At 71.4% G+C, this 20,994-nt stretch carries 16 protein-coding genes; 12 read left to right on the plus strand and 4 right to left on the minus strand.

The annotated features are described in order from the left end of the window. Positions 1-112: 112 nt before the first annotated feature. The 5 genes from infB to ACFYMU_RS15225 all read left to right on the plus strand — a co-directional run bounded on the left by infB (position 113) and on the right by ACFYMU_RS15225 (position 6,595). Positions 113-3,151 carry a translation initiation factor IF-2 gene (infB, locus tag ACFYMU_RS15205; RefSeq protein ID WP_388372833.1) on the plus strand — a complete coding sequence of 1,013 codons (3,039 nt, stop codon included), beginning with the start codon at positions 113-115 and terminating at the stop codon, positions 3,149-3,151. A gap of 253 nt (positions 3,152-3,404) precedes the next feature. After that, the gene (locus tag ACFYMU_RS15210; protein WP_388372835.1) at positions 3,405-3,698 is read left to right on the plus strand and encodes a DUF503 domain-containing protein; all 294 of its coding nucleotides are present in this window, start codon (positions 3,405-3,407) and stop codon (positions 3,696-3,698) included. A 38-nt stretch (positions 3,699-3,736) separates the two neighbouring features. After that, positions 3,737-4,189 carry a 30S ribosome-binding factor RbfA gene (gene rbfA / locus ACFYMU_RS15215; RefSeq protein WP_388372837.1) on the plus strand — a complete coding sequence of 151 codons (453 nt, stop codon included), beginning with the start codon at positions 3,737-3,739 and terminating at the stop codon, positions 4,187-4,189. Continuing rightward, positions 4,186-5,091 (plus strand): tRNA pseudouridine(55) synthase TruB, encoded by a 906-nt coding sequence (gene truB / locus ACFYMU_RS15220; protein WP_388372839.1) that lies wholly within the window; start codon positions 4,186-4,188, stop codon positions 5,089-5,091. Before rbfA ends, truB begins: the two co-directional genes overlap by 4 nt. A gap of 478 nt (positions 5,092-5,569) precedes the next feature. Next, on the plus strand, positions 5,570-6,595 hold the full coding sequence (locus tag ACFYMU_RS15225; protein WP_388372841.1) for a bifunctional riboflavin kinase/FAD synthetase: 1,026 nt from the start codon (positions 5,570-5,572) through the stop codon (positions 6,593-6,595). 112 nt (positions 6,596-6,707) lie between these two features. On the opposite strand, the gene ACFYMU_RS15230 is transcribed toward ACFYMU_RS15225, so the two are convergent. From ACFYMU_RS15230 to eccE, 3 genes are all read right to left on the minus strand, one after another. Then, the gene (locus tag ACFYMU_RS15230; RefSeq protein ID WP_388372843.1) at positions 6,708-9,626 is read right to left on the minus strand and encodes an SCO5717 family growth-regulating ATPase; all 2,919 of its coding nucleotides are present in this window, start codon (positions 9,624-9,626) and stop codon (positions 6,708-6,710) included. Between the two features lie 428 nt (positions 9,627-10,054). Beyond that, positions 10,055-10,840, minus strand: a complete 786-nt coding sequence (locus ACFYMU_RS15235) for a hypothetical protein (RefSeq protein WP_388372845.1) — start codon at positions 10,838-10,840, stop codon at positions 10,055-10,057. Beyond that, complete coding sequence (gene eccE / locus ACFYMU_RS15240; protein WP_388372847.1) at positions 10,837-12,165, minus strand: type VII secretion protein EccE; 1,329 nt, start codon at positions 12,163-12,165, stop codon at positions 10,837-10,839. The genes ACFYMU_RS15235 and eccE overlap by 4 nt, the downstream gene beginning before the upstream one ends. A gap of 195 nt (positions 12,166-12,360) precedes the next feature. Between eccE and eccB the strand changes: the two genes are divergently transcribed. From eccB to ACFYMU_RS15275, 7 genes are all read left to right on the plus strand, one after another. After that, positions 12,361-13,887 carry a type VII secretion protein EccB gene (gene eccB / locus ACFYMU_RS15245; protein WP_388372849.1) on the plus strand — a complete coding sequence of 509 codons (1,527 nt, stop codon included), beginning with the start codon at positions 12,361-12,363 and terminating at the stop codon, positions 13,885-13,887. A 46-nt stretch (positions 13,888-13,933) separates the two neighbouring features. After that, positions 13,934-15,217: a type VII secretion-associated serine protease mycosin gene (gene mycP, locus ACFYMU_RS15250; RefSeq protein ID WP_388372851.1), complete on the plus strand. Its 1,284-nt coding sequence runs from the start codon at positions 13,934-13,936 to the stop codon at positions 15,215-15,217. A 374-nt stretch (positions 15,218-15,591) separates the two neighbouring features. Then, the gene (locus tag ACFYMU_RS15255; RefSeq protein WP_388372853.1) at positions 15,592-16,026 is read left to right on the plus strand and encodes a hypothetical protein; all 435 of its coding nucleotides are present in this window, start codon (positions 15,592-15,594) and stop codon (positions 16,024-16,026) included. After that, entirely contained in the window at positions 16,026-17,717 is a 1,692-nt protein-coding gene (locus ACFYMU_RS15260) for a hypothetical protein (RefSeq protein ID WP_388372855.1), read from the plus strand. The genes ACFYMU_RS15255 and ACFYMU_RS15260 overlap by 1 nt, the downstream gene beginning before the upstream one ends. 28 nt (positions 17,718-17,745) lie before the next feature. After that, complete coding sequence (locus tag ACFYMU_RS15265) at positions 17,746-19,011, plus strand: S8 family serine peptidase (RefSeq protein WP_388372857.1); 1,266 nt, start codon at positions 17,746-17,748, stop codon at positions 19,009-19,011. Positions 19,012-19,163: 152 nt separating this feature from the next. Beyond that, on the plus strand, positions 19,164-19,505 hold the full coding sequence (locus tag ACFYMU_RS15270; RefSeq protein WP_388372858.1) for a WXG100 family type VII secretion target: 342 nt from the start codon (positions 19,164-19,166) through the stop codon (positions 19,503-19,505). 79 nt (positions 19,506-19,584) lie between these two features. Then, positions 19,585-19,887 carry a WXG100 family type VII secretion target gene (locus ACFYMU_RS15275; protein ID WP_388372859.1) on the plus strand — a complete coding sequence of 101 codons (303 nt, stop codon included), beginning with the start codon at positions 19,585-19,587 and terminating at the stop codon, positions 19,885-19,887. A gap of 492 nt (positions 19,888-20,379) precedes the next feature. Here the strand turns inward: ACFYMU_RS15275 and ACFYMU_RS15280 are convergent, their stop codons facing one another. After that, positions 20,380-20,937, minus strand: a complete 558-nt coding sequence (locus ACFYMU_RS15280) for a hypothetical protein (protein WP_388372861.1) — start codon at positions 20,935-20,937, stop codon at positions 20,380-20,382. Between the last annotated feature and the right edge of the window lie 57 nt (positions 20,938-20,994).

Raw genomic sequence — 20,994 nt, forward strand, 5'->3', positions numbered from 1 at the left:
CCTCGCGAGTCGAAAGCAGGTCGAGATTGCGATGAGCACTCGATGAGTACGCGATGAGTACGCCCATGAACTAGCGACGGTCCGGACGCAACCCGGACCTCAAAGGAGCGAAGTGGCTAAGGTCCGGGTCTACGAACTCGCCAAGGAGTTCGGTGTCGAGAGCAAGGTCGTCATGGCCAAGCTCCAGGAACTCGGTGAATTCGTCCGTTCGGCGTCGTCCACGATTGAGGCGCCCGTAGTACGCAAGCTGACCGACGCCCTCCAGCAGGGCAACGGCGGTGGGGCCAGGCCCGCCGCCCGCAAGGCTCCTCCGGCCAGGCCGGCCGCGCCCTCCCCGGCGCAGGCCGCACGTCCGGCTGCCCCTCGCCCGGCGGCGCCCAAGCCGCCCGCGGCCGAGAGGCCCGCGGCTCCGGCCGCGGGTCCGCGTCCCACCCCGGGCCCCAAGCCCGCGCCGCGGCCCGCTCCGGCGTCCCCGGCCCCGGGCACGCCCGAGTTCACGGCTCCGCCGTCGGCTCCGGCCGCCCCGGCGCCGCGTCCCGGCGCCCGTCCCGGTGCCCCCAAGCCCGGCGCCCGTCCGGCTCCGTCCGGCCACGGGCAGGGCGGACGCGGCGGTGCCGGTCGTCCGAGCACCTCGGGTCCGCGCCCGGGTGCCCGTCCGGCCGGTCCCCGTCCGGGCAACAACCCCTTCACCTCCGGTGGCTCCACCGGCATGGCGCGTCCGCAGGCGCCCCGTCCGCAGGCCCCCCGTCCGGGTGGCCCCGGTGCGCCGGGCGCTCCGCGTCCGCAGGGTGCCGGCCAGGGCGGTCCCCGTCCGCAGGGCGCAGCCGGCGGTCCGCGTCCGCAGGCCCCGGGCGGCCCCCGGCCGACGCCGGGTGCCATGCCCCGTCCGCAGGGCGGTCCGCGTCCCGGCGGCGGTCCCGCCGGTCCGCGCCCGAACCCGGGCATGATGCCGCAGCGTCCCGCTGCCGGCCCGCGTCCCGGCCCCGGCGGCCGTGGCCCGGCCGGTGCGGGTCGTCCCGGCGGCGGTGGTGGCGCCGGTCGTCCCGGTGGCGGCGGCTTCGCCGGCCGTCCCGGTGGCGGTGGTGGCGCCGGTCGTCCCGGTGGCGGCGGCTTCGCCGGTCGTCCCGGTGGCGGTGGCCCTGGTGGTGGCGGCGGCTTCGGCGGTGGCGGCGGTGGCCGTCCCGGCTTCGGCGGTCGTCCCGGTGGTCCCGGTGGCCGTGGTGGCACGCAGGGTGCGTTCGGCCGTCCCGGCGGTCCGGCGCGTCGCGGCCGCAAGTCGAAGCGGCAGCGCCGTCAGGAGTACGAGGCCATGCAGGCCCCGTCGGTCGGCGGCGTGATGCTGCCTCGCGGCAACGGCGAGGCCATTCGCCTGTCGCGCGGTGCGTCGCTCACCGACTTCGCGGAGAAGATCAACGCCAACCCGGCGTCCCTCGTCGCGGTCATGATGAACCTGGGCGAGATGGTCACGGCCACGCAGTCCGTCTCCGACGAGACGCTGCAGCTCCTCGCCGGCGAGATGAACTACACGGTTCAGATCGTCAGCCCCGAGGAGGAGGACCGCGAGCTGCTCGAGTCCTTCGACATCGAGTTCGGTGAGGACGAGGGCTCCGAGGAGGACCTGGTCGTCCGTCCGCCGGTGGTGACCGTCATGGGTCACGTCGACCACGGCAAGACCCGCCTGCTCGACGCCATCCGCAAGACGAACGTCATCGCGGGCGAGGCCGGTGGCATCACCCAGCACATCGGTGCCTACCAGGTCACGACCGAGGTCAACGGCGACGACCGGAAGATCACCTTCATCGACACCCCGGGTCACGAGGCGTTCACCGCCATGCGTGCCCGCGGTGCCAAGTCGACCGACATCGCGATCCTCGTGGTGGCGGCCAACGACGGTGTGATGCCCCAGACGGTCGAGGCCCTGAACCACGCCAAGGCGGCCGACGTGCCGATCGTGGTCGCGGTCAACAAGATCGACGTCGAGGGCGCGGACCCGACCAAGGTGCGCGGTCAGCTGACCGAGTACGGCCTGGTGGCCGAGGAGTACGGCGGCGACACGATGTTCGTCGACATCTCCGCCAAGCAGGGCCTGCACATCGACAGCCTGCTCGAGGCCGTCATCCTCACCGCCGACGCCACCCTGGACCTGAGGGCCAACCCGGGCCAGGACGCGCAGGGCATCGCGATCGAGTCCCGTCTCGACCGCGGCCGCGGCGCCGTGGCGACGGTCCTCGTCCAGCGCGGCACGCTGCGGGTCGGCGACACGATGGTGGTCGGCGACGCGTACGGCCGGGTCCGGGCGATGCTCGACGACAACGGCGCCAACGTGGCCGAGGCCGGCCCGTCGACGCCGGTGCAGGTACTGGGCCTGACCAACGTCCCGGGCGCCGGCGACAACTTCATCGTGGTCGACGAGGACCGTACGGCCCGTCAGATCGCGGAGAAGCGCGCCGCCCGCGAGCGGAACGCGGCGTTCGCCAAGCGCACGCGCCGTGTGTCGCTGGAGGACCTGGACAAGGTGCTGAAGGCCGGCGAGGTCCAGCAGCTGAACCTGATCATCAAGGGTGACGCTTCGGGTTCGGTCGAGGCGCTGGAGTCCTCCCTGCTCCAGCTGGACGTCGGCGAAGAGGTCGACATCCGGGTCCTGCACCGCGGCGTCGGTGCGGTCACGGAGTCGGACATCGACCTGGCGATGGGCTCGGACGCCATCGTGATCGGCTTCAACGTGCGCGCGGCGGGCCGCGCGGCGCAGATGGCCGAGCGCGAGGGCGTGGATGTCCGGTACTACTCGGTCATCTACCAGGCGATCGAGGAGATCGAGGCGGCCCTCAAGGGCATGCTCAAGCCGGAGTTCGAGGAGGTCGAGCTCGGTACGGCGGAGATCCGCGAGGTCTTCAAGTCGTCCAAGCTGGGCAACATCGCGGGTGTGCTCATCCGCTCCGGCGAGGTCAGGCGGAACAGCAAGGCCCGCCTCATCCGCGACGGCAAGGTGGTCGCGGAGAACCTCACCATCGAGGGACTGCGTCGCTTCAAGGACGACGTCACCGAGATCCGCGAAGGGTTCGAGGGCGGTATCAACCTCGGCAACTTCAACGACATCAAGGTGGACGACGTCATCGCGACGTACGAGCTGCGCGAGAAGCCGCGCGCCTGACGGCGGGCAAGGCCGATGCGCGAGGGTCGGCCGGCGGGGGTTTCTCCCCGCCGGCCGCCCCTTGGCGTCCCGGGGGCTGCCGCCCTCGGGCGCCGCTGCGGCCGGGACGGCCTCGTCCCGCGCCGCCGGGCCGTCGCGTGCCCGCGAAAACCCCGTCGAGTCGATCCGGTGTTCGTTGTACGGTTTTCGTGTCCCTGCCCATAGCGGCGGCGGGGCCATCGATCCCGTGCCGGCGGGTCATCCGGATACATCCATGTACGTGGGGACCCTGTCCTTCGACCTCCTCCTCGGCGACGTACGGTCGCTGAAGGAGAAGCGCTCCGTCGTCCGCCCGATCGTCGCCGAACTCCAGCGGAAGTACGCGGTGAGCGCGGCCGAGGTGGATCACACGGACCTCCATCGGCGGGCCTGCATCGGCCTCGCGGCGGTCTCCGGCGACGCCGGGCATCTGACCGACGTACTGGACCGGTGCGAGCGGCTGGTCGCCGGGCGCCCCGAGGTGGAGCTGCTGTCCGTCAGACGGCGCTTCCACGGCGACGACGACTGAACCGAGAACACAGACAGGAAAGAACGGGAGACGGACCAGTGGCCGACAACGCGCGGGCGAAGAGGCTGGCGGACCTCATCCGAGAGGTGGTGGCCCAGAAGCTGCAGCGCGGGATCAAGGACCCGCGGCTCGGCTCGCACGTCACCATCACGGACACCCGGGTGACGGGTGATCTGCGGGAGGCGACCGTCTTCTACACGGTGTACGGGGACGAGGAGGAACGGAAGGCCGCCGCGGCCGGCCTGGAGAGCGCCAAGGGCATCCTGCGCTCCGAGGTCGGACGGGCGGCGGGTGTGAAGTTCACGCCCACCCTCACCTTCGTCGCCGACGCACTCCCGGACACCGCCCGGACCATCGAGGACCTCCTCGACAAGGCACGTGCGTCCGACGAGAAGGTGCGCGAGGCGGCGACGGGCGCCTCGTACGCCGGCGACGCGGACCCGTACCGCAAGCCCGGCTCCACCGACGAGACGGACGACACCACCGAATGACCGGCAAGCACACCGCGCCCGACGGCCTTGTCATCGTCGACAAGCCGTCGGGCTTCACGTCGCACGACGTGGTCGCCAAGATGCGCGGGATCGCGAAGACCAGGCGCGTCGGCCACGCCGGCACCCTCGACCCGATGGCGACCGGCGTGCTCGTCCTCGGCGTGGAGAAGGCCACCAAGCTCCTCGGGCACCTTGCCCTCACCGAGAAGGAGTACGTCGGCACCGTCCGGCTCGGCCAGAACACCTTGACGGACGACGCCGAAGGGGAGATCACCTCCTCCACGGACGCCTCCGGGCTCACCCGCGACGCCGTCGACGCCGGCATCGCCAAGCTGACCGGCGACATCATGCAGGTGCCGTCGAAGGTCAGCGCCGTCAAGATCGGCGGGGTGCGCTCGTACAAGCGGGCGCGGGACGGCGAGGACTTCGAGATCCCGGCCCGGCCGGTCACCGTCTCCTCCTTCGCGGTCCACGACGTGCGGGACGCCGTCGCCGAGAACGGCACCCCGGTGCTCGACCTGCTGGTGTCCGTGGTCTGCTCGTCCGGCACCTACATCCGGGCCCTCGCCCGAGACCTGGGCGCCGACCTGGGCGTCGGCGGACACCTCACCGCGCTGCGGCGCACTCGCGTCGGCCCCTACAAGCTCGACTCCGCGCGCACCCTCGACCAGCTCCAGCAGGAGCTGACCGTGATGCCGGTGGCCGAGGCCGCCACGGCAGCCTTCCCCCGCTGGGAGCTGGATGCCAGGCGGGCACGGCTGCTCACCAACGGTGTGCGCCTGGAGATGCCCGACGAGTACGCGGGGGCCGGGCCCGTCGCCGTGTTCGACCCGCAGGGCGGTTTCGTCGCGCTGGTGGAGGAGCAGAAGGGCAAGGCGAAGAGCCTGGCCGTGTTCGGCTGACGCCTGCCGTGGAGCGGCGGTCACGGGGTCGAGCCGCCGCTCCACGGTCCCCCTCGGTTCCCCCTCCAGAGGTGTATCCATCCCCACCGGGCTATTCACCCCATCGAGCAGGCGCTCGGAGTGAACCGAGGGAGCGGAAGGGGGCGCGTTCGGCACGAGGTCTTTTCTCGCTGATCATCGTCCGCCTGCCGCCTGCCGCCTGCCGCCTGCCGCCTGCCGCCTGCCGCCTGCCGCCTGCCGCCTGCCGCCTGCCGCCTGCCGCCTGCCGCCTGCCACTACGCTCGGGCGGGGGCGCCGCCCGAACCGGCCCCCAGGATCCCGCGGCCGCCGGGCGCCGATGTGATCACCGTCGCTCCGGAGTCCCGCGTGCCGCCCGTCACAGCCACCATGCCGATGCGGGTCGAGGTCCCCGGGCATGGCACCCTTAGACCTGCGTAAGAGGCAAAGACGGACACGGGTTCGACGAGGAGCGGTCACAGTGCAGCGCTGGCGTGGCTTGGAGGACATCCCCCAGGACTGGGGGCGCAGCGTCGTCACCATCGGCTCCTACGACGGAGTCCACCGCGGACACCAGCTGATCATCCGGCATGCCGTGGAGCGCGCCCGCGAACTGGGCGTCCCCTCGGTGGTCGTCACCTTCGACCCGCACCCCAGCGAGGTCGTGCGCCCGGGCAGCCATCCGCCGCTGCTCGCCCCCCACCACCGCCGCGCCGAACTGATGGCCGGACTGGGCGTCGACGCGGTCCTCATCCTGCCCTTCACCACGGAGTTCTCCCGGCTCTCGCCGGCCGACTTCGTGGTCAAGGTCCTGGTGGACAAGCTGCACGCCAAGGCCGTGGTCGAGGGCCCCAACTTCCGCTTCGGCCACAAGGCCGCCGGAAACGTGGAGTTCCTGGCCGAGCTGGGCAAGACGTACGACTTCGAGGTCGAGGTGGTGGACCTCTACGTGACCGGTGAGGCCGGGGGCGGCGAGCCCTTCTCCTCCACCCTGACCCGGCGGCTGGTCGCCGAGGGCGACGTCGAGGGCGCACATGAGATCCTCGGGCGTCCGCACCGGGTCGAGGGCGTGGTGGTGCGCGGCGCCCAGCGCGGCCGCGAGCTCGGTTTCCCGACCGCCAACGTCGAGACGCTGCCGCACACCGCGACCCCGGCCGACGGCGTCTACGCGGGCTGGCTGCACGTCGCGGGCGAGGCGATGCCGGCCGCGATCTCGGTCGGCACGAACCCGCAGTTCGACGGCACCGAGCGGACCGTGGAGGCGTACGCCATCGACCGGGTGGGGCTGGAGCTGTACGGGCTGCACGTGGCCGTGGACTTCCTCGCGTTCGTCCGCGGTCAGGCCAGGTTCGAGTCGCTGGACGCCCTGCTGGAACAGATGGCGGAGGACGTGAAGCGCTGCCGGGAGCTGATCGCGGCGCACGACGCGGTGCGTGAGGCGACGCACGACGCGGTGCGTGACGGGACGCCCGGCGGATCGCCCGACGGGTCACCCGGCCTGGGGTGAGCCGGCCACAGCCTCGCCCGACGGGCGCGCAAGAAAGGGGGCGGCCCGAGCCTGCAGGCTCGGGCCGCCCCCTTTTCCGCACCGCCGTCTCCCCGCCCGGGAGACCGGCCGCCTACTGCTGGGGCGGCGGGGGCGGGGTCTGGCCCGGGTGCGGCGGCTGGGGCGGGTACGGCTGCTGGACCGGCGGATAGGGCTGCCCGGGCTGGGGCTGTGCGGCCTGTCCCGGCTGCGGGTACCCCTGGGCGGGGTGATTGGGGACCTGCTGCCCCGGCATCCGGCCGGGCATGGGCTGACCCGCGACGGGCTGGCCGGGCATCTGGCCGGGCAGCGGCGGGGCGGCGACCGGCGGCGGGTTGCCGTCCGACGTCCACAGGCCGTGCGACTGCTGGTGGCGCGCGATGTCCTCGGCGACCATCGCGGCCAGCGTGAAGTACGCCTCCCGCACCTTCGGTCGCATCATGTCGAGGTCGACTTCCGCACCCGCCGCCAGATGCTCGTCGAACGGCACCACCACGACACCGCGGCAGCGCGTCTCGAAGTGCGAGACGATGTCTTCCACCTTGATCATCTTGCCGGTCTCGCGGACCCCGGAGATGACCGTGATGGAGCGCGCCACCAGGTCCGCGTACCCGTGCGCGGACAGCCAGTCCAGCGTCGTGCTCGCGCTGCTCGCACCGTCGACCGACGGGGTCGAGACGATGATCAGCTGGTCGGCCAGGTCCAGCACCCCGCGCATCGCGCTGTACAGCAGCCCCGTGCCGGAGTCGGTCAGAATGATCGGGTACTGCCTGCCGAGCACGTCGATCGCGCGGCGGTAGTCCTCGTCGTTGAAGGTCGTGGAGACGGCCGGGTCCACGTCGTTGGCGATGATCTCCAGCCCGGAGGGCGCCTGAGAGGTGAACCGCCGGATGTCCATGTACGAGTTGAGGTACGGGATCGCCTGGACCAGGTCGCGGATGGTGGCGCCGGTCTCGCGGCGCACACGGCGGCCGAGCGTGCCTGCGTCCGGGTTGGCGTCGATCGCGAGGATCTTGTCCTGCCGCTCGGTGGCGAGCGTGGCGCCCAGCGCGGTGGTCGTGGTCGTCTTGCCGACGCCGCCCTTGAGGCTGATGACGGCGATGCGGTAGCACGACAGCACCGGCGTGCGGATCAGCTCCAGCTTCCGCTGCCGCTCGGCCTCCTCCTTCTTGCCGCCGAGCTTGAACCGGCCACCGCCGCCGACCGGGCGGCTGCTCTTCGTCTTCTGCTTCTTGTTGTTGAGCAGCCGGTCGGAGGACAGCTCCACCGCGGCCGTGTAACCGAGGGGCGCCGCACCGGGGTTGGTCGGCTGCCGATGGTCGTGCTGCACCGGCTGCGGCCACGCGGCGCCCGCGCGGGGGTCGACCGGGGGCTGCGGCTGGGCCACGTGCTGCCCCTGCTGGGGGAATCCGTAGCCGCCCTGCGGGGGAACCGGCCCGCCCTGCTGCGGGAACCCGTGACCGGCCTGGGGGGCCAGGGGCTGGGGGGCGGCAGGCTGCGGTGCAGGGGCGGGAGCCGTCGGGGCGGGCGGGGCGGGTGCCTGGGCACCCGGGGCCGGTGCGGGGGCGCTCTGCTGTGGGAAGCCGTAACCGGCCTGCGGAGGCGCGGCGCTCTGCTGCGGGAAGCCGTAACCGGGCTGCTGGTCGGGGGCGTTGGGGGCCGGGGGAGCAGGAACTCCGGGCTGGGGGAAGCCGTAGCCGGCCTGCGCGGGCGGTGCGCCGGCGGGCGCTCCCGGCGCGGCCTGCTGCCAGGCGGCCGGGGCGGCCTCGGGCGCCTGCGGCTGGAACGGCTGCTGCTGCGGCGGCACCGGGGGCTGCGGCCGGACGTCGGACTGTGCCGCCGGAGCGGGCTGGGGGGCGGGCGGCACCGCGTCGGCGGCCTGCGGACCGGCGGGCCACTGCGCGGCCGGACCGGGTGCGGCCGGCTGATAGGCGGGCGGCAGCGGCGGAACCGTGTTCTGCGGCACCGGCGGCGGGGTCCAGCCCTGCGACGGCTGTCCGCTCCCGGGGACGTCCGGAGCCGCGGGCACGGCGGGGGCGTCCGGAACGGCGGGCACGGCGGGCACGGCGGGGGCGTCGGCGGCCGGGCCCGCCTGCGGTACGGCGGGCGCGGCGTCCGAGGCGGAACCGGACTCAGCGGCCTCGCCGGAGGTTTCGGGGGCTCCGGCGGTGGGGGCCGGGGGCGTGGTCTCCGCCCCAGCGGCCTCCGGGGGCGCGGCGTCACCGAGGGCTTCGGCCTCACCCTCACCTTCTCGTGCGGTCCGGGCCGCCTGGGCCGCGGGCCCGGTGTCGTCCGCGTCGTCACCCGTGGCGTCGGCCGCGGCGCCCTCGTCCGGCACGCCGGCACCCGCGCCGCTCGCGACCCCGGTGTCGTCCTCGGCCGCCGACGCGCCGCTCTCCCGGCGCTCGTCCGGCGTGGGGGCGGCGGCGCCCGTCGCGGGCGCGGTCAACTCGAAGTCGCCGCCGTCCCCGGACTCCGCCTGCTGCTGCGAGGCGTCGGGCGTGTCCGCCCCGATGTCCTCGGCGGCCTTGCTCGCCGCGGCGAGCTGTTCGAACTCCTGCTTGACCGCGGCCGGGGGGAACCGCATCGTGGCGCCACCCTCCAGGTCTCGGCCCGACGGCTCGGGCGCGTCGCCCGGCGGCGCCCACACCGGGAAGCCGTCGCCTGACGCGGCGTCCGGCGCCCCCGCCGGACCGCCCGCCGGTGCCGGAGAAGCGCCCGCCGGAGGAGCGGCGGGCGCCGCCGCACCACCGTCCGCGGAAGGAACCGGCGGCGTGAGGGGAACCGGTGCCGGCGGAACGGGTGCCGGCGGCGCGGGCGGAACCGCTCCGGCCGGAGCGTCCGCGGAGGCCGCCGTGTCCGCCGTACCCCCGGACGCGTTCTGCGTGTACCAGGCGGGGGGCGCGTAGTCGATGGTGAACTCGCCCGTCATGTCGATGGCGGACTCGGCGTCGGACTGGTCATCGTCGGGTGAAGCCCAGCCCCCGCGCATCCCGTCCCGATCGCTGTTCACAGTTCCTCCTGGTGTGGTCGAGCACCCTCATGCCGTGCTGGGGCGACCGCTCTCGTCGTACGAAGCCGTCCGACGTCGTCCGACGTCGTCCGACGTCGTCCGACGTCGTCCGACGTCGTCCGACGTCGTACGACGTCGTACGATTCCGCCCGGCAATCCCCCGTGGGGCGCGGACGGCCCGCCACGGGTTCTGATGGGGCGCCCACTCCCAGCCTAATCACCACGAGCGTCCCCACGGCAGGTCTGTCCGACCCTCCGTGCCCGCCCGGCGGGCCGCAACCCGCCCGCACCTGACGGACGTTCGGACGCGGGCCGTGCACCGGCCGGGCGCCGCCGGTGCACAAACCGGGCGAAAGACGGGACCGAACCGGTCGCAACCACCGCAGGACCGGCGGCAGTCAGGCCCGCCGATCCGCTGCCGCTCCCGTTCAGTCCATCCTCCGTGGCGTACCCAACAATCCGGTCTCGGCATCCGTGGGCCGCGTCACCACATACTGCCGGTCCCGAGCGCCACACCACAGGGTGACGCCGTCGTGCAGGGTCGGCAGCGTCTCGACATCGGCCCGGGGCAGGCCCATGGTGCGCCCCACCTCCGCGGCCTCGTCGGGCGAGACCCGCTGCACCCCGACGAGCCGCGCCTGCCGCATCAGCCGCGGCGCCACCGGGCTGAGATAGGGCAGCAGCGTCAGCACGGCCTGCCACGGACCGGAGACGACACGCCCCCGCGGCGGCCGCATACCGCAGTCCCGCACCACCAGTACCGGTTGGCCCGCCGACGCGCCCTGCGGCGGCACGCGCCCCACGTCGTACACGCTCAGGCCGTTCTGGCCGCCGCCCATGGCGTGCACCATCTGCATCCATTGCTGGGCCCGCCCCGTCTCCACGGCCACCCGCGCGCCGGTCGCCGCCGCCCGCAGGGCGAGCACCTGGGCGGTCCACAACGAGCCGATCAGGACGACGTCGTACGGGGTGGGCCGGTTGAAGCCCAGCACGGCGGGCTGCCCCTGGCCGTCCACGCCGACGACGACCCCGTCGTCACCGACGGGCAGCGCCAGGGAGTCGAGTTCCTCCACGGACAGCGCGTGCCGCCCGTGCCGGGGCCCCACCAGCCCGAACCCGCTGCGCACCCGATCACGCAACCGGCCACCGACCGGGGGCTCCTCGGCGGGGGCACCGTACGAGCCCGCCCCCGGAACCGTGTTGACGGCCGTCACCGAGCACCTCCGAGCGGCAGCGTGGCGAGCAGGGCGGGCAACTGCTCGCGATCGAGCCGGGCGATCCCCGCACCGGCATGGCGCGCGGCCTCCTCCAACGCCCTGCGCGCGGCGACCAGTTCCTCGTCGCCGCGTCCGGTCACCCGTAGATGGCCGGCGAGCGACACCTCCCCGCGCTCGCCGCGCCCCAGGGTGAGACTGAACGTGGTGGCAAGTGCCGGAACGGCCGTGAGCAGCGCGACCAGGTGGTGCAACGAGGGCCCGGGGCCGCCGAGCCGGGGCCAGCGCCGTATCCAGTACGTCGTGTGCCGACGGTTGTCGCAGCGCCAGCTCCGGCTGGACTCCTCGGTCCGCCGCTGCGGCAGATCGGCCCGCCCCGCCTCGGCCGTGACCAGGGGATTGGCGCAGGTGGAGGTGGCGACGGCGGCGACGAGCTCCTCCTCGTTCAGCACCGTGACCCGGAATCCGGCCCCCGTGAGCCGACTGGCCAGGTGGTCGGCCACCCGCACGACGCACTTCTGCGCCCCCACCAGCCCGCCGCCCCGCGCGGCGACGGCCTGCGGACACAGCTCGGGGTCGAGCTTCAGTGCGATCCAGGTGATTCGCACGGCGGGCGCACCCGTCTCGGCCTGCAGCGGTGCGTAGTTGCTGACGGCGACGGACTGCCGCGGCAGATGTGTCGCCGGTGAGGGCTGGGTGTGCAGCACGATCTGCGCGGACTCCAGACGGATGCCGTCCACGTCCAGGGCGTCCCGCACCAGCCGCAGCGGCAGCGGCTGCCGATTGCGCCCGGCCCGCAGGGCCGTCGCGTCGGCCTCGACCTGGAGCACGGCGGTCACGAAGGTCCCGTCCCCGGTGATCCCGACGGGCCGCCGGTCCCGGCCGCCGTACGCGTACGTACGCAGACTCGGATCGCACTCGACGGCCGGTGCCAGGCCCGGCTCGGTGCCCGCCGGGGCCGCGACGGCCTTCCCCCGGCGGGACCGCAACGCCTGCACGGTCGCCAGCCATTCGGGGAGCGAGCGACCGCGGCGACGCACGAAGGCGGGCACCACCAGCGCCGACGCCACCACGGCCGCCGGGATCAACGCCAAGGGGCCGACGGCCCAGCCGACGAGCAGCACTGCGGCCGCCAGCTCCAGCAGCACGACCCGTTGCAGACGGAACGAACCGCCCCGGCCCGGACCGGACATGAGGGTGAGCGAGACGGCCCCCTGCGCGGCACCCTGAGGCGCTGACGCGTGCCGCTGCGGCGCCGGACCCGACGGAGCGCCGTCACGCGAACCGGACCGGTCGCGTGATCGCGTCCGCACGCCCGAAGCCATCACGTCATCCCCCCGTTTGTGCTCACATCGCCGGAACCGCACCACCGCGAAAGGCCCTTGAGGGCCCAGGTACCCTACCCGCTCCGGGAAGGCGTCCTCGTACCAGGCATAGTAGGGGGCGGGTCCGACAACGGAGGCGGGGGAAGGTGACCCCCGGGCGCCGTCCGCGAGAACCACGGGGAGAGACGGGCACAGATGGCATCTCGGCGGGACCAGCTCAACGCCTACACCTTCGCGAAGCGCCGCATGCTCGCAGCCTTCCTGCAGCCGTCGCCCGACGGCTCGGAGGAAGGCGCACCGAGACCGCTGCGCGCGGTGCTGCCCGGCGTCGTCGTGGGCGCGGTCGTCATGGCCGTGTTCGGGGCCTGGGGGATGTTCGAACCCACGGCGCCGCGGGGCTGGGACGTCCCCGGCGAGAAAGTGATCATCGCGAGCGAGTCCACCACGCGCTACGTCGTGCTCAAGACCGGCAGGACGGTCCAGCTCCACCCGGTCCTGAACATGGCCTCCGCCAAGCTCGTCCTCGACACCGGCAAGGGCGACGTCGTCACCGTCGACGAGTCCGTCCTGGACGACGGCAGGATCCCGCACGGCGTCACCATCGGCATTCCGTACGCCCCCGACCGGCTGCCCTCCGACGAGGAGGCGGGCGCCGCGAAGCGCTGGGCCGTCTGCGAGCGCCCGAGTCCCGGCGGCAGGACCGTCCAGAAGGCCGCGTTCGTCCTCGCCGCCCGCGACCGGCACAAGACCGAGGGCCGCCGGCAGAAGCTGCACGGCGGTGACCTGCTGTACGTGGTCGCACCGGACGGCACACGCTATGTCGTCGACGCGCGCGGAACGGCCTACCAGGTGAGTTCTACGGACAAGCTGCTGCTCAGCACCATCGTCGGCGCGGACCGTGAACCCCAGCGGGTGACGCAGGAGTGGATCGAGACCCTCCACACCGGCGATCCGATCACCTTTCCGACGATCAGCGGTGCACCGGGCGCCGCGGCCGGGGCCCCCGGCCAGTTGGACGCCCGGGCCAACCGTGTCGGCATGGTCCTCCGGGCACCGGTCAACACCAAGGAGCAGTACTACGTGGTCCTGCGGGGCCGCGTCGCACCCGTCTCCGACTTCGTCGCCGAACTGCTCCTGGCCGGCGAGGACCTCGTCAGGCTCGGCCAGGCCGGACACCCGCAGGAGGTGAGCCCGGGCGCGATCGAGCCCGGGGCGGCCTTCGGCACCGACCACAGGTGGCCGACCGAGAAGTCCACCGCCGTCAACGACGCCTCCGCCACGGGGGGCGGCCGCAACACCGTCTGCAACGTCCTGCGCGACGTCGATCACGAGGACGGCTCCACGACCTTGAGCACATGGGCGGGAACCGCCTTCCCGGCCGTGCCGGCCGCAGGTTCGACCAGTGCGTACGTCACTCCGGGTTCGGGCCAGCTCTTCCGCCAGTTCAAGGGCACCGAGACGAAGGCGGGCAGCGTCTTCCTGGTCACCGACACGGGCCTGCGCTACGCCCTCCAGTCCAACAGCGACAGCGCCACCGACGACCAGGGCATCGGCACCTCCGGGCAGCAGCGCAAGGAGGAGCTGAACCAGTCCAGGATCGCCCAGACCCGCCTCGGATACGCGAACGTGGACCCGGCGCCGATCCCGGCCGAGTGGTCGACGTTCCTGCCGACCGGCCCGCGGCTGTCGGAGGCGGCGGCGCGGCAGCCGCAGGGTTCCTGAGACGACGACCGGCAGGGAGCAGGGGGCCATGCGGGAGCGCCACCTCATGAGAGGCACCGGGCAACAGCCGCCCACCGCCACGACGCGCGCCGCGGTCGCTACCGCCGCCACGGCGCTCATGGCGGCGGCTTCGGTGCTCGCCCTGCCGCCGGTGCAGGCCCGCGCGGACGGCGGTGACCAGTGCACCGTTCCCGCGAAGAGATACGAAGGCCGCCCCTGGGCGCTGCAACGCGTCAATCTGGACGAACTGTGGGCCCAGTCCACGGGCAAGGGCGTCAGCGTGGCCGTGATAGACACCGGAGTCGACACCGAGAACCCTCAACTCGCCCAGGCCGTCGACGCGTCCAAAGGCAGGAACTACCTGCCTCCCGAGAACGCCAAGGGCGAGAAGATCGACCGCGGTGACAGCCGGGGCACCACCGACACCGTCGGCCACGGCACCCGCGTGGCCGGCATCATCGCGGCCCGGCCCGCCAAGGGAACGGGCTTCGTGGGCCTGGCGCCCGGCGCGACGATCATCCCCATCAAACAGAACGACGCGGAGGGCGACGGCACGGCCGCCACCCTGGCGGCCGCCATCCGTTACGCGGTCCAGGCGGGCGCAGGCGTCATCAACATCTCCCAGGACACGGCCGACGCCGTCGAACCCGACCCCCGGCTGCGGCAGGCGGTCGACTACGCCCTCGGCCGACAGGTCGTGGTCGTGGCCTCGGCGGGCAACGACGGCCTGGGCGGCAACCGCAAGGTCACCTACCCGGCCTCGTACCGGGGTGTCCTGGCGGTGGCCGCATCGGACCGCAACAACGAACGAGCGCCCTTCTCCCAGTCGGGGGACTTCGTGGGCGTGGCGGCCCCCGGCGTCGACGTGATCTCCACGGTCCCCGGGGGCGGCCACTGCCCGAACAACGGCACCAGCTTCTCGGCGCCCTACGTGGCGGCGGTGGCCGCCCTCCTGAAGTCCAAATACCCCCAGTGGACGGCCCGCGAGATCGTGGCCCAGATCGAGCAGACGGCGGAACGTTCGATCGCGGGCCACGACCCCCTGGTCGGCTGGGGCGTGATCGATCCGGTCAAGGCCCTCACGGACGTGGACCCCGCGAAACCCGTGGAGTCCCCCCAGGCCCAGGAGGGCCTGACGGAGGCCGAAGGCCCCGACGTTCCACCCCTCCGCCTCGGCGAGACACCGGACGAACGCAACGCACGCCTGGCCACGTACGTGGCGGTCGGCACGGCGGTGTCGGTGGCAGGCCTGGCGGGCGGGGCGGTGGCGATACGGGACGCGCGCAGAAGGGCCCGACGGCGGTCGCCCTCTGCTCCGTCCGGCACCTGAGGGCAGCCGGACACCGCGTGCACGAGCAAACGTGGCCGGATCGTTCTTGAGACACGGTCTCAGCCGGGCACCTGGGTCACCGCTCCCTGAGTACCCGTACTAAGGGAGCGGTGACCGGCACCGACCTGCTGTCAAGTGCAGGAGAGGCGGAGAGGCTGCACGGAGAGGCCGCGCGGACGCGGCGAAAGCAGTGACGCGGCGAGCCGTGAGACATCGAGGCGATGAACTGACGTCCCGTCGGGTTGTGACACACCGGTCCGGTAAGCCAGTTGGGGCTGTCAGTGCGAGAGACTAGAGTGTTCTGGCTGCGGGCGCGAACGTTTGAGCGGTGCGGTCGCCCGGAGCGGGCGACGAAAACGGGGAGGGAAGGCATCGTGCTTCCTGCGGACACGGGCGGGGGCGCTGCCGATGTGCGGCGTGGTCTGATGGCGCTGTCGACGTTCAAGAAGCGCGTGGACGACCTGCTCACCGCCTTCGAGAACTCGGCCGGCGGCTCGTCGAAGGTCGCGGCTCACAGACTCTCGGAGACCGCGTTCGGCATGGGCGACTTCCCGGAAGCGAAGGCGCTCCACCGGGAGTACGAGCGTGTCCATGAGCGCATCACGTCACTGTCCAAGTCCCTCGGCCTCCAGCTCGAGGCGATGCAGATCGCCGTCCACGGCGTGGACGTCACCTTCGACAACCTCGAACAAGACCTTCGGTACCGATTCCACGAGATCCGCACCGAGGTCAACCAGGCACGCGAAGAGATGCTGAACGAGCGGATCGAGCGCGACAACAACGCCGACCACACCGACGCGGGGTACTGATGAGCGGCGACGGGAAGCAGCCGGACCTCCACAAGGCGGAACACCAGGAAGCCGTCCGGCAGAACGGCACCCTCGACACGGTCATGGGTATGACCGGGGTGATCAACCCCTGGGGACCCAAGCAGGGCTTCCACTTCGGCCGGACCAGCTTCGAGGACTACGACCTCAACGAGATGATCGACATCGTCGAGTCCGCGAATCCGGAGCTTCTGGAGAACGCCGGCACGGCTCTCGTCGACGCTCGGGACGCCATCAGCAAGGCCGCCGACGAACTGAGCACCAACCTGGGAGGCGTCGACTGGGAGGGCGAGGCCCGCACCGCGTTCTCCACCTGGGGCAACGACCTGGTCACCACGGCCCTCGCGCTCGCCGATTACGCCGACGTGGTGGGCACGCAGGTCATGGCGGCGAGCTCCGGACTCGCCTCGGTACGCAAGTCGATGCCGCCACGCGACACCCGCTCCGCTCCCAGGACGGTCGACGACATTCCCGAGGCGAAGCGGGTCGACACCAACGACGAGTACACGGCGGCGGTGAAGGCGGAGAGCCACCGACAGGAAGCCATCAACCAGATGTACCGGTTGGCGTCGTACTACACGGTGTCGAGCGGGACGATCCAGGCGGCCGAGGAGCCGGTGTTCCCGAAGATGCCGGATGTGGGGGTTCCGGAGCCGAAGGGCGACAGGGGGGTTGAGCCTCCTCCCCCCGGGGAGGCTCACTTGCCTTCGGGTACACGTACGTCGGAAGGCGTGCGTCATCGCTCTGTGAGTACTTCGGCCGAGCGTCCGCAGCCGAATGCCCCATCGCCGTCTACCACGGGGGTGGACGATTCCGTCCCAAGCCCTGACCGGCACGTGGGTACGAAGGTCGACAGCGTCGGCACATCGCCGCCGCAGGAGACCCTGAAGCCAGGGTTCGTCACTCCACCGTCCACGACAGGTCCCAACGTGGCGCCAGTGGGAACCGTTCCTCCTTTCGCTCCCGTTGCCGTCCCCCCAGCCGTGCGAGGGCCGGTGGGGCGCACCTCCGGGTTCGGGGGTACCGCAGGGACCAAGGCCCCCGCTTCGGCTCAAGGGCGGGTCAGCACCCCGCCGGGCCGCGCCGCGGCAGGACGCACAAGAACCGGTCCCACGGGGCAGATGGGCCGTACTTCCGTACCTGGGCAGGCAGATGACCGTGTGGCCGGCCCTGGAGGGCGAGGCGTGGTAGGGGGGACGCCGAGGGCTGGGGCAACAGCAGCCGGACACGCTGGTGGTGCGCCACGGGGCTCCGTAACGGGCACTGGCGCCACGAACCCCCGGCGTGCCGGCATCCCTCGAACCACCGACGGCGTCGTCGGCGGGAAGCCTGTCACCGGGGACGGCTCTGGTGCCAAGGGGCCCAGAGTGCCGCGTGGCACGGTCATCGGCGGTGAGCACGTACCCGCCTCGCCCGTCACGGGTGAGAGGCCCGGTCAGCGTGGGGTGATCGGGGCGCCCGGATCGACGACGGGTAAGGGGCAGACGTCTCGCAGACCTGTCAGCGGTTCTGCCAGCGTGGTCGGAACGCCGAAGGACCGACCCGGAGCCCGCGACGGAGGGCGCACGCCCGGCGGCGCCGACGTGACGCCCGGCCGGGTGGGAGCCCGGGACCGAGTTGCGGCTCGCTCGCGGCACGACGAGCGGCGCGATGAGACGTCGGCGACGGACTGACCGGACAAGAGTGAGGACAGACAGAGGCATGGTGCCAGAGAACAGTCGACACGGCATCTGGAGCACACCTTTCGTAAGACGGAACACCCTGCGCGTCTCCGCGGTCTGCTCAGCACTTGGTGCCTTCGCCGTCCTGTCTGCAGGTGTGGCTCCGAACGCGCCGGCCGCCGATGTCCAGTCCAAGCAGTGGTACCTGTCGGCGATGAAGGCTGACGAGATGTGGAGGGTGAGTACCGGCAAGGGGGTCAAGGTCGCGGTCATCGACTCGGGCGTCAAACCTGACACTCCTTCTTTGAAGGGGCAGGTACTCATTGACGAGGTACCGCATGCTGTGGCGTACGGAGCATCGAAGGACTACTCCGGCCATGGGACGACTATGGCGGAACTGATCGCTGGCACAGGCGCGGGCGACGGCCTGAAAGGTATTGCTCCCGGGGTGAAGATTGTCCCTTACCGAATTGTGTTCGACGATCTGAAAGACAAGCGGGAAAGGCAGAAGACCGCCAGCTCGGCGGAGGCGATCCGAGCCGCTGCTGACAGCGATGCCAAGATCATCAACATGTCCTTCGGCAGCCCGGGCGACGACTCCGAGGAAGAGGCGGCTGTCAAGTACGCCTGGTCCAAAGGAAAGCTGATGTTTGCTGCCGCTGGTAACGACGGGGAGGTGAAGAGCCTTGTCGACTATCCGGCCGCGTATCCCTATGTTGTCGGCGTTGCGGCCTCGGACGAGAATGGCACCGTCGCCAAGTTCTCGGATCACGGCAACTACGTCGACCTGGCTTCTCCCGGCCTCAACATACCGAGCTGGTGCGACAAGACCTTCGGTTCGTACTGCACAGGCAAGGGAACAAGCCAGGCATCAGCCATCGCCTCCGCATCCGCCGCCCTCATCTGGTCGGCCCACCCTGACTGGACAGCCAATCAGGTACTCGCCAGCCTGATCGACACCGCCGGACGGGACTGGCCCGAGGACAAGCCCAGCACATACCTCGGCTACGGGCTGATCCGTCCCCGCAAGGTACTCGAAAGCAGGGACTTCAGCCCTGGAGCGGCCGCCACCGACCCGCTCGCCAAGGAGAACGCGGCGGGCGTCACGGGCGGCTCACCTTCTGCCGCCGCCTCGGCCTCGTCCCAAGAGGCAAAGAAACCTGCGGGTGGCCAGACCTCGGCTGCAGGATCAAGTTCCGACACCTCCGACAACACGACGATGTGGGTGGCCCTCGGAGCCGTGGCGGCCGCGCTGGTGATCGGGGGCGGTGTGTTCGCGGTGATCCGTTCACGGCGAGGTGTATGACGTTCCACGCATGACTCACGCACAACTGACCAGTCACGCAGGACGGGTCTCGCGTCGGCGGGTCCAACCTGTGCGGAAGTGCGGTGAGCTGCGCGGCGCCCCCTCGGTGACGCGCGGAGACGAACCACAGCTCTCACGAAGGGAATGCCGAAATGGCTGACGGCCGCAAGCTTGACGAAGGTCAGGTTCAGAGGCTCCAGACGGAAGTCATCGATCGATACGACAGCATCAGACAGTCGCTCGCGAAGCTGCAGGGAACGATCGACATGATCGAGCGGGCGTGGACGGGTCAGGGCGCCAACGCGTTCAACTTGAAGCAGTCGGAGATCAACACCCACATGGTCGGGATCGGCAAGATGCTCGACGACTTCCTTGAGGGCATCCACATGACCAAGACCGACAAGCGCAACCTCGAGGACCAGATCCAGGCCGACATGGCCAAGATCTCGGTCGACGATCTCGGTGGGAAGACGTCGGCGCTCAACAGCTACTGACGAGCCATCGGCGGGACTGAGCCGCACCGTCGTTCGGGCCGCCACGTCCGGCTGAAAACGTCAACGAAACGAGGGAAACATGTCCGGAGCCCACTACGAGGACCTTGCCGTCAAATACGGCACCCTGGACGCGCTCGCCACCGAGCTCGGCGACCAGGCCAAGAAGCTCGAGGAGGACCTCGAAGCCCTGAAGAAGGCCGTGCTCCACGTGTCCGCGGGCTGGGGCGGCGACGCGCACGACGAGTTCGCCAAGAAGGCCCAGGTGTGGGACGGCCACGCCCGGGCGATCCACTCGGCGCTGGTCCAGATCTCGCAGCGGGTCCACAGCGCCGGCGGTGACTACCGGGGCGGGGACCTGAAGGGCGCGAGCTACTTCATGTAGAAGCGCGTACGTCGCGGAAGCGGGGGTGGGCACGCACGGGAGGTGCCCACCCTGCGCTGTCCAGCCTTGCTCGGCAAGTTCGCGGCACATGTCGGCCGGGTAGGGGGCAGCCGGAGTTCAAGGCGGCCACTGTCGCCACGTTTGATCGTCACTGCGTGGGTGATAGCGCTGGTCGGCTCGCGCGAGTACTCCGACGAAAATTGAAGCCTCGGCGAATCTCGACTCGGGTGACCTCCCCCCTGCTTCTCGAGCGCACGCACTTCGTGACTCGTGCGGACCAGCCGCATCCGGATTCGACTGCGTGGGTGAGCTGAGACCGGACGAAGAAGGTCTGCCAGGTGGGCTCCATGATCTGATCACTCAGCCACCGGGTTGGCGCGCTCCCTGGCGCCGTAGCGGATGACATACGAAGCATCGTGTCGATTGAGGGCAGGCAGACTGTCAGCCACTGGAACCCCCGCGTCCGTCGAGATCCTCTGCGATCTCGTCCCGTCATCGGCTGCCCTTGTAGCGGGGCAGCTCTTCGGGAAAGTTGCGGGGAACCTTGCATTCGGCCAACCCGTAGGCATGCTTGGTGAGTCGATAGGCGAAGTCGGTCAGAGCTTGACGCAGCGCCATGCCGGTCGCCTTGACGTCTCCGCTGGCCTCCACCCTGGTGATGACCGCGTAGTCCTCAGAGGCGTTGTAGGAGGGGACAGCGGGAGGTACACAGGCCACGTACACCGCCGCCTGCTCGCCATCAAGTTGGGCCAGGGCCTCGATGCCATCGATCGAGGTGCGGATGATCGAGTTGTCGCCCCCGCTGCCCCGATAACCGTCGAGCCAGTCCGTCTTGGAGACGGGGCGTACCCGTGCTTCGCCCCAGAGTGATGAATCACTGCTGGTGACGACGTGGCAGTAGTAGGTGAGGCGATCCCCCGAGTTGCGGTGCTCGGAGCCCTCCTCGGCCGATCGTGCTGGCGGCAGCAACTGGACAACCAGGTTCCGTTCAACAGCTCCGTCGCATATCTTGGCGTGCAGGTGCTCGAGCCCCTTGGTGAAGAACTGCACGTATCCGAACCAAGCGGCGATGCCCACAAGGCAGAGAGCCGTCAAGCTGACAAGGAA

The organism is Streptomyces sp. NPDC007264 (assembly GCF_042869095.1).
Taxonomy (GTDB): Bacteria; Actinomycetota; Actinomycetes; order Streptomycetales; family Streptomycetaceae; genus Streptomyces.

Excerpts from the sequence above, each read along its gene's own strand:
- ACFYMU_RS15210 (WP_388372835.1), top strand. The coding sequence starts at position 3,405 with ATGTACGTGGGGACCCTGTCCTTCGACCTCCTCCTCGGCGACGTACGG.
- truB (WP_388372839.1), top strand. The coding sequence starts at position 4,186 with ATGACCGGCAAGCACACCGCGCCCGACGGCCTTGTCATCGTCGACAAG.
- eccE (WP_388372847.1), bottom strand. The coding sequence starts at position 12,165 with ATGGCTTCGGGCGTGCGGACGCGATCACGCGACCGGTCCGGTTCGCGT.
- eccB (WP_388372849.1), top strand. The coding sequence starts at position 12,361 with ATGGCATCTCGGCGGGACCAGCTCAACGCCTACACCTTCGCGAAGCGC.
- mycP (WP_388372851.1), top strand. The coding sequence starts at position 13,934 with ATGAGAGGCACCGGGCAACAGCCGCCCACCGCCACGACGCGCGCCGCG.
- ACFYMU_RS15260 (WP_388372855.1), top strand. The coding sequence starts at position 16,026 with ATGAGCGGCGACGGGAAGCAGCCGGACCTCCACAAGGCGGAACACCAG.
- ACFYMU_RS15265 (WP_388372857.1), top strand. The coding sequence starts at position 17,746 with ATGGTGCCAGAGAACAGTCGACACGGCATCTGGAGCACACCTTTCGTA.
- ACFYMU_RS15270 (WP_388372858.1), top strand. The coding sequence starts at position 19,164 with ATGGCTGACGGCCGCAAGCTTGACGAAGGTCAGGTTCAGAGGCTCCAG.
- ACFYMU_RS15275 (WP_388372859.1), top strand. The coding sequence starts at position 19,585 with ATGTCCGGAGCCCACTACGAGGACCTTGCCGTCAAATACGGCACCCTG.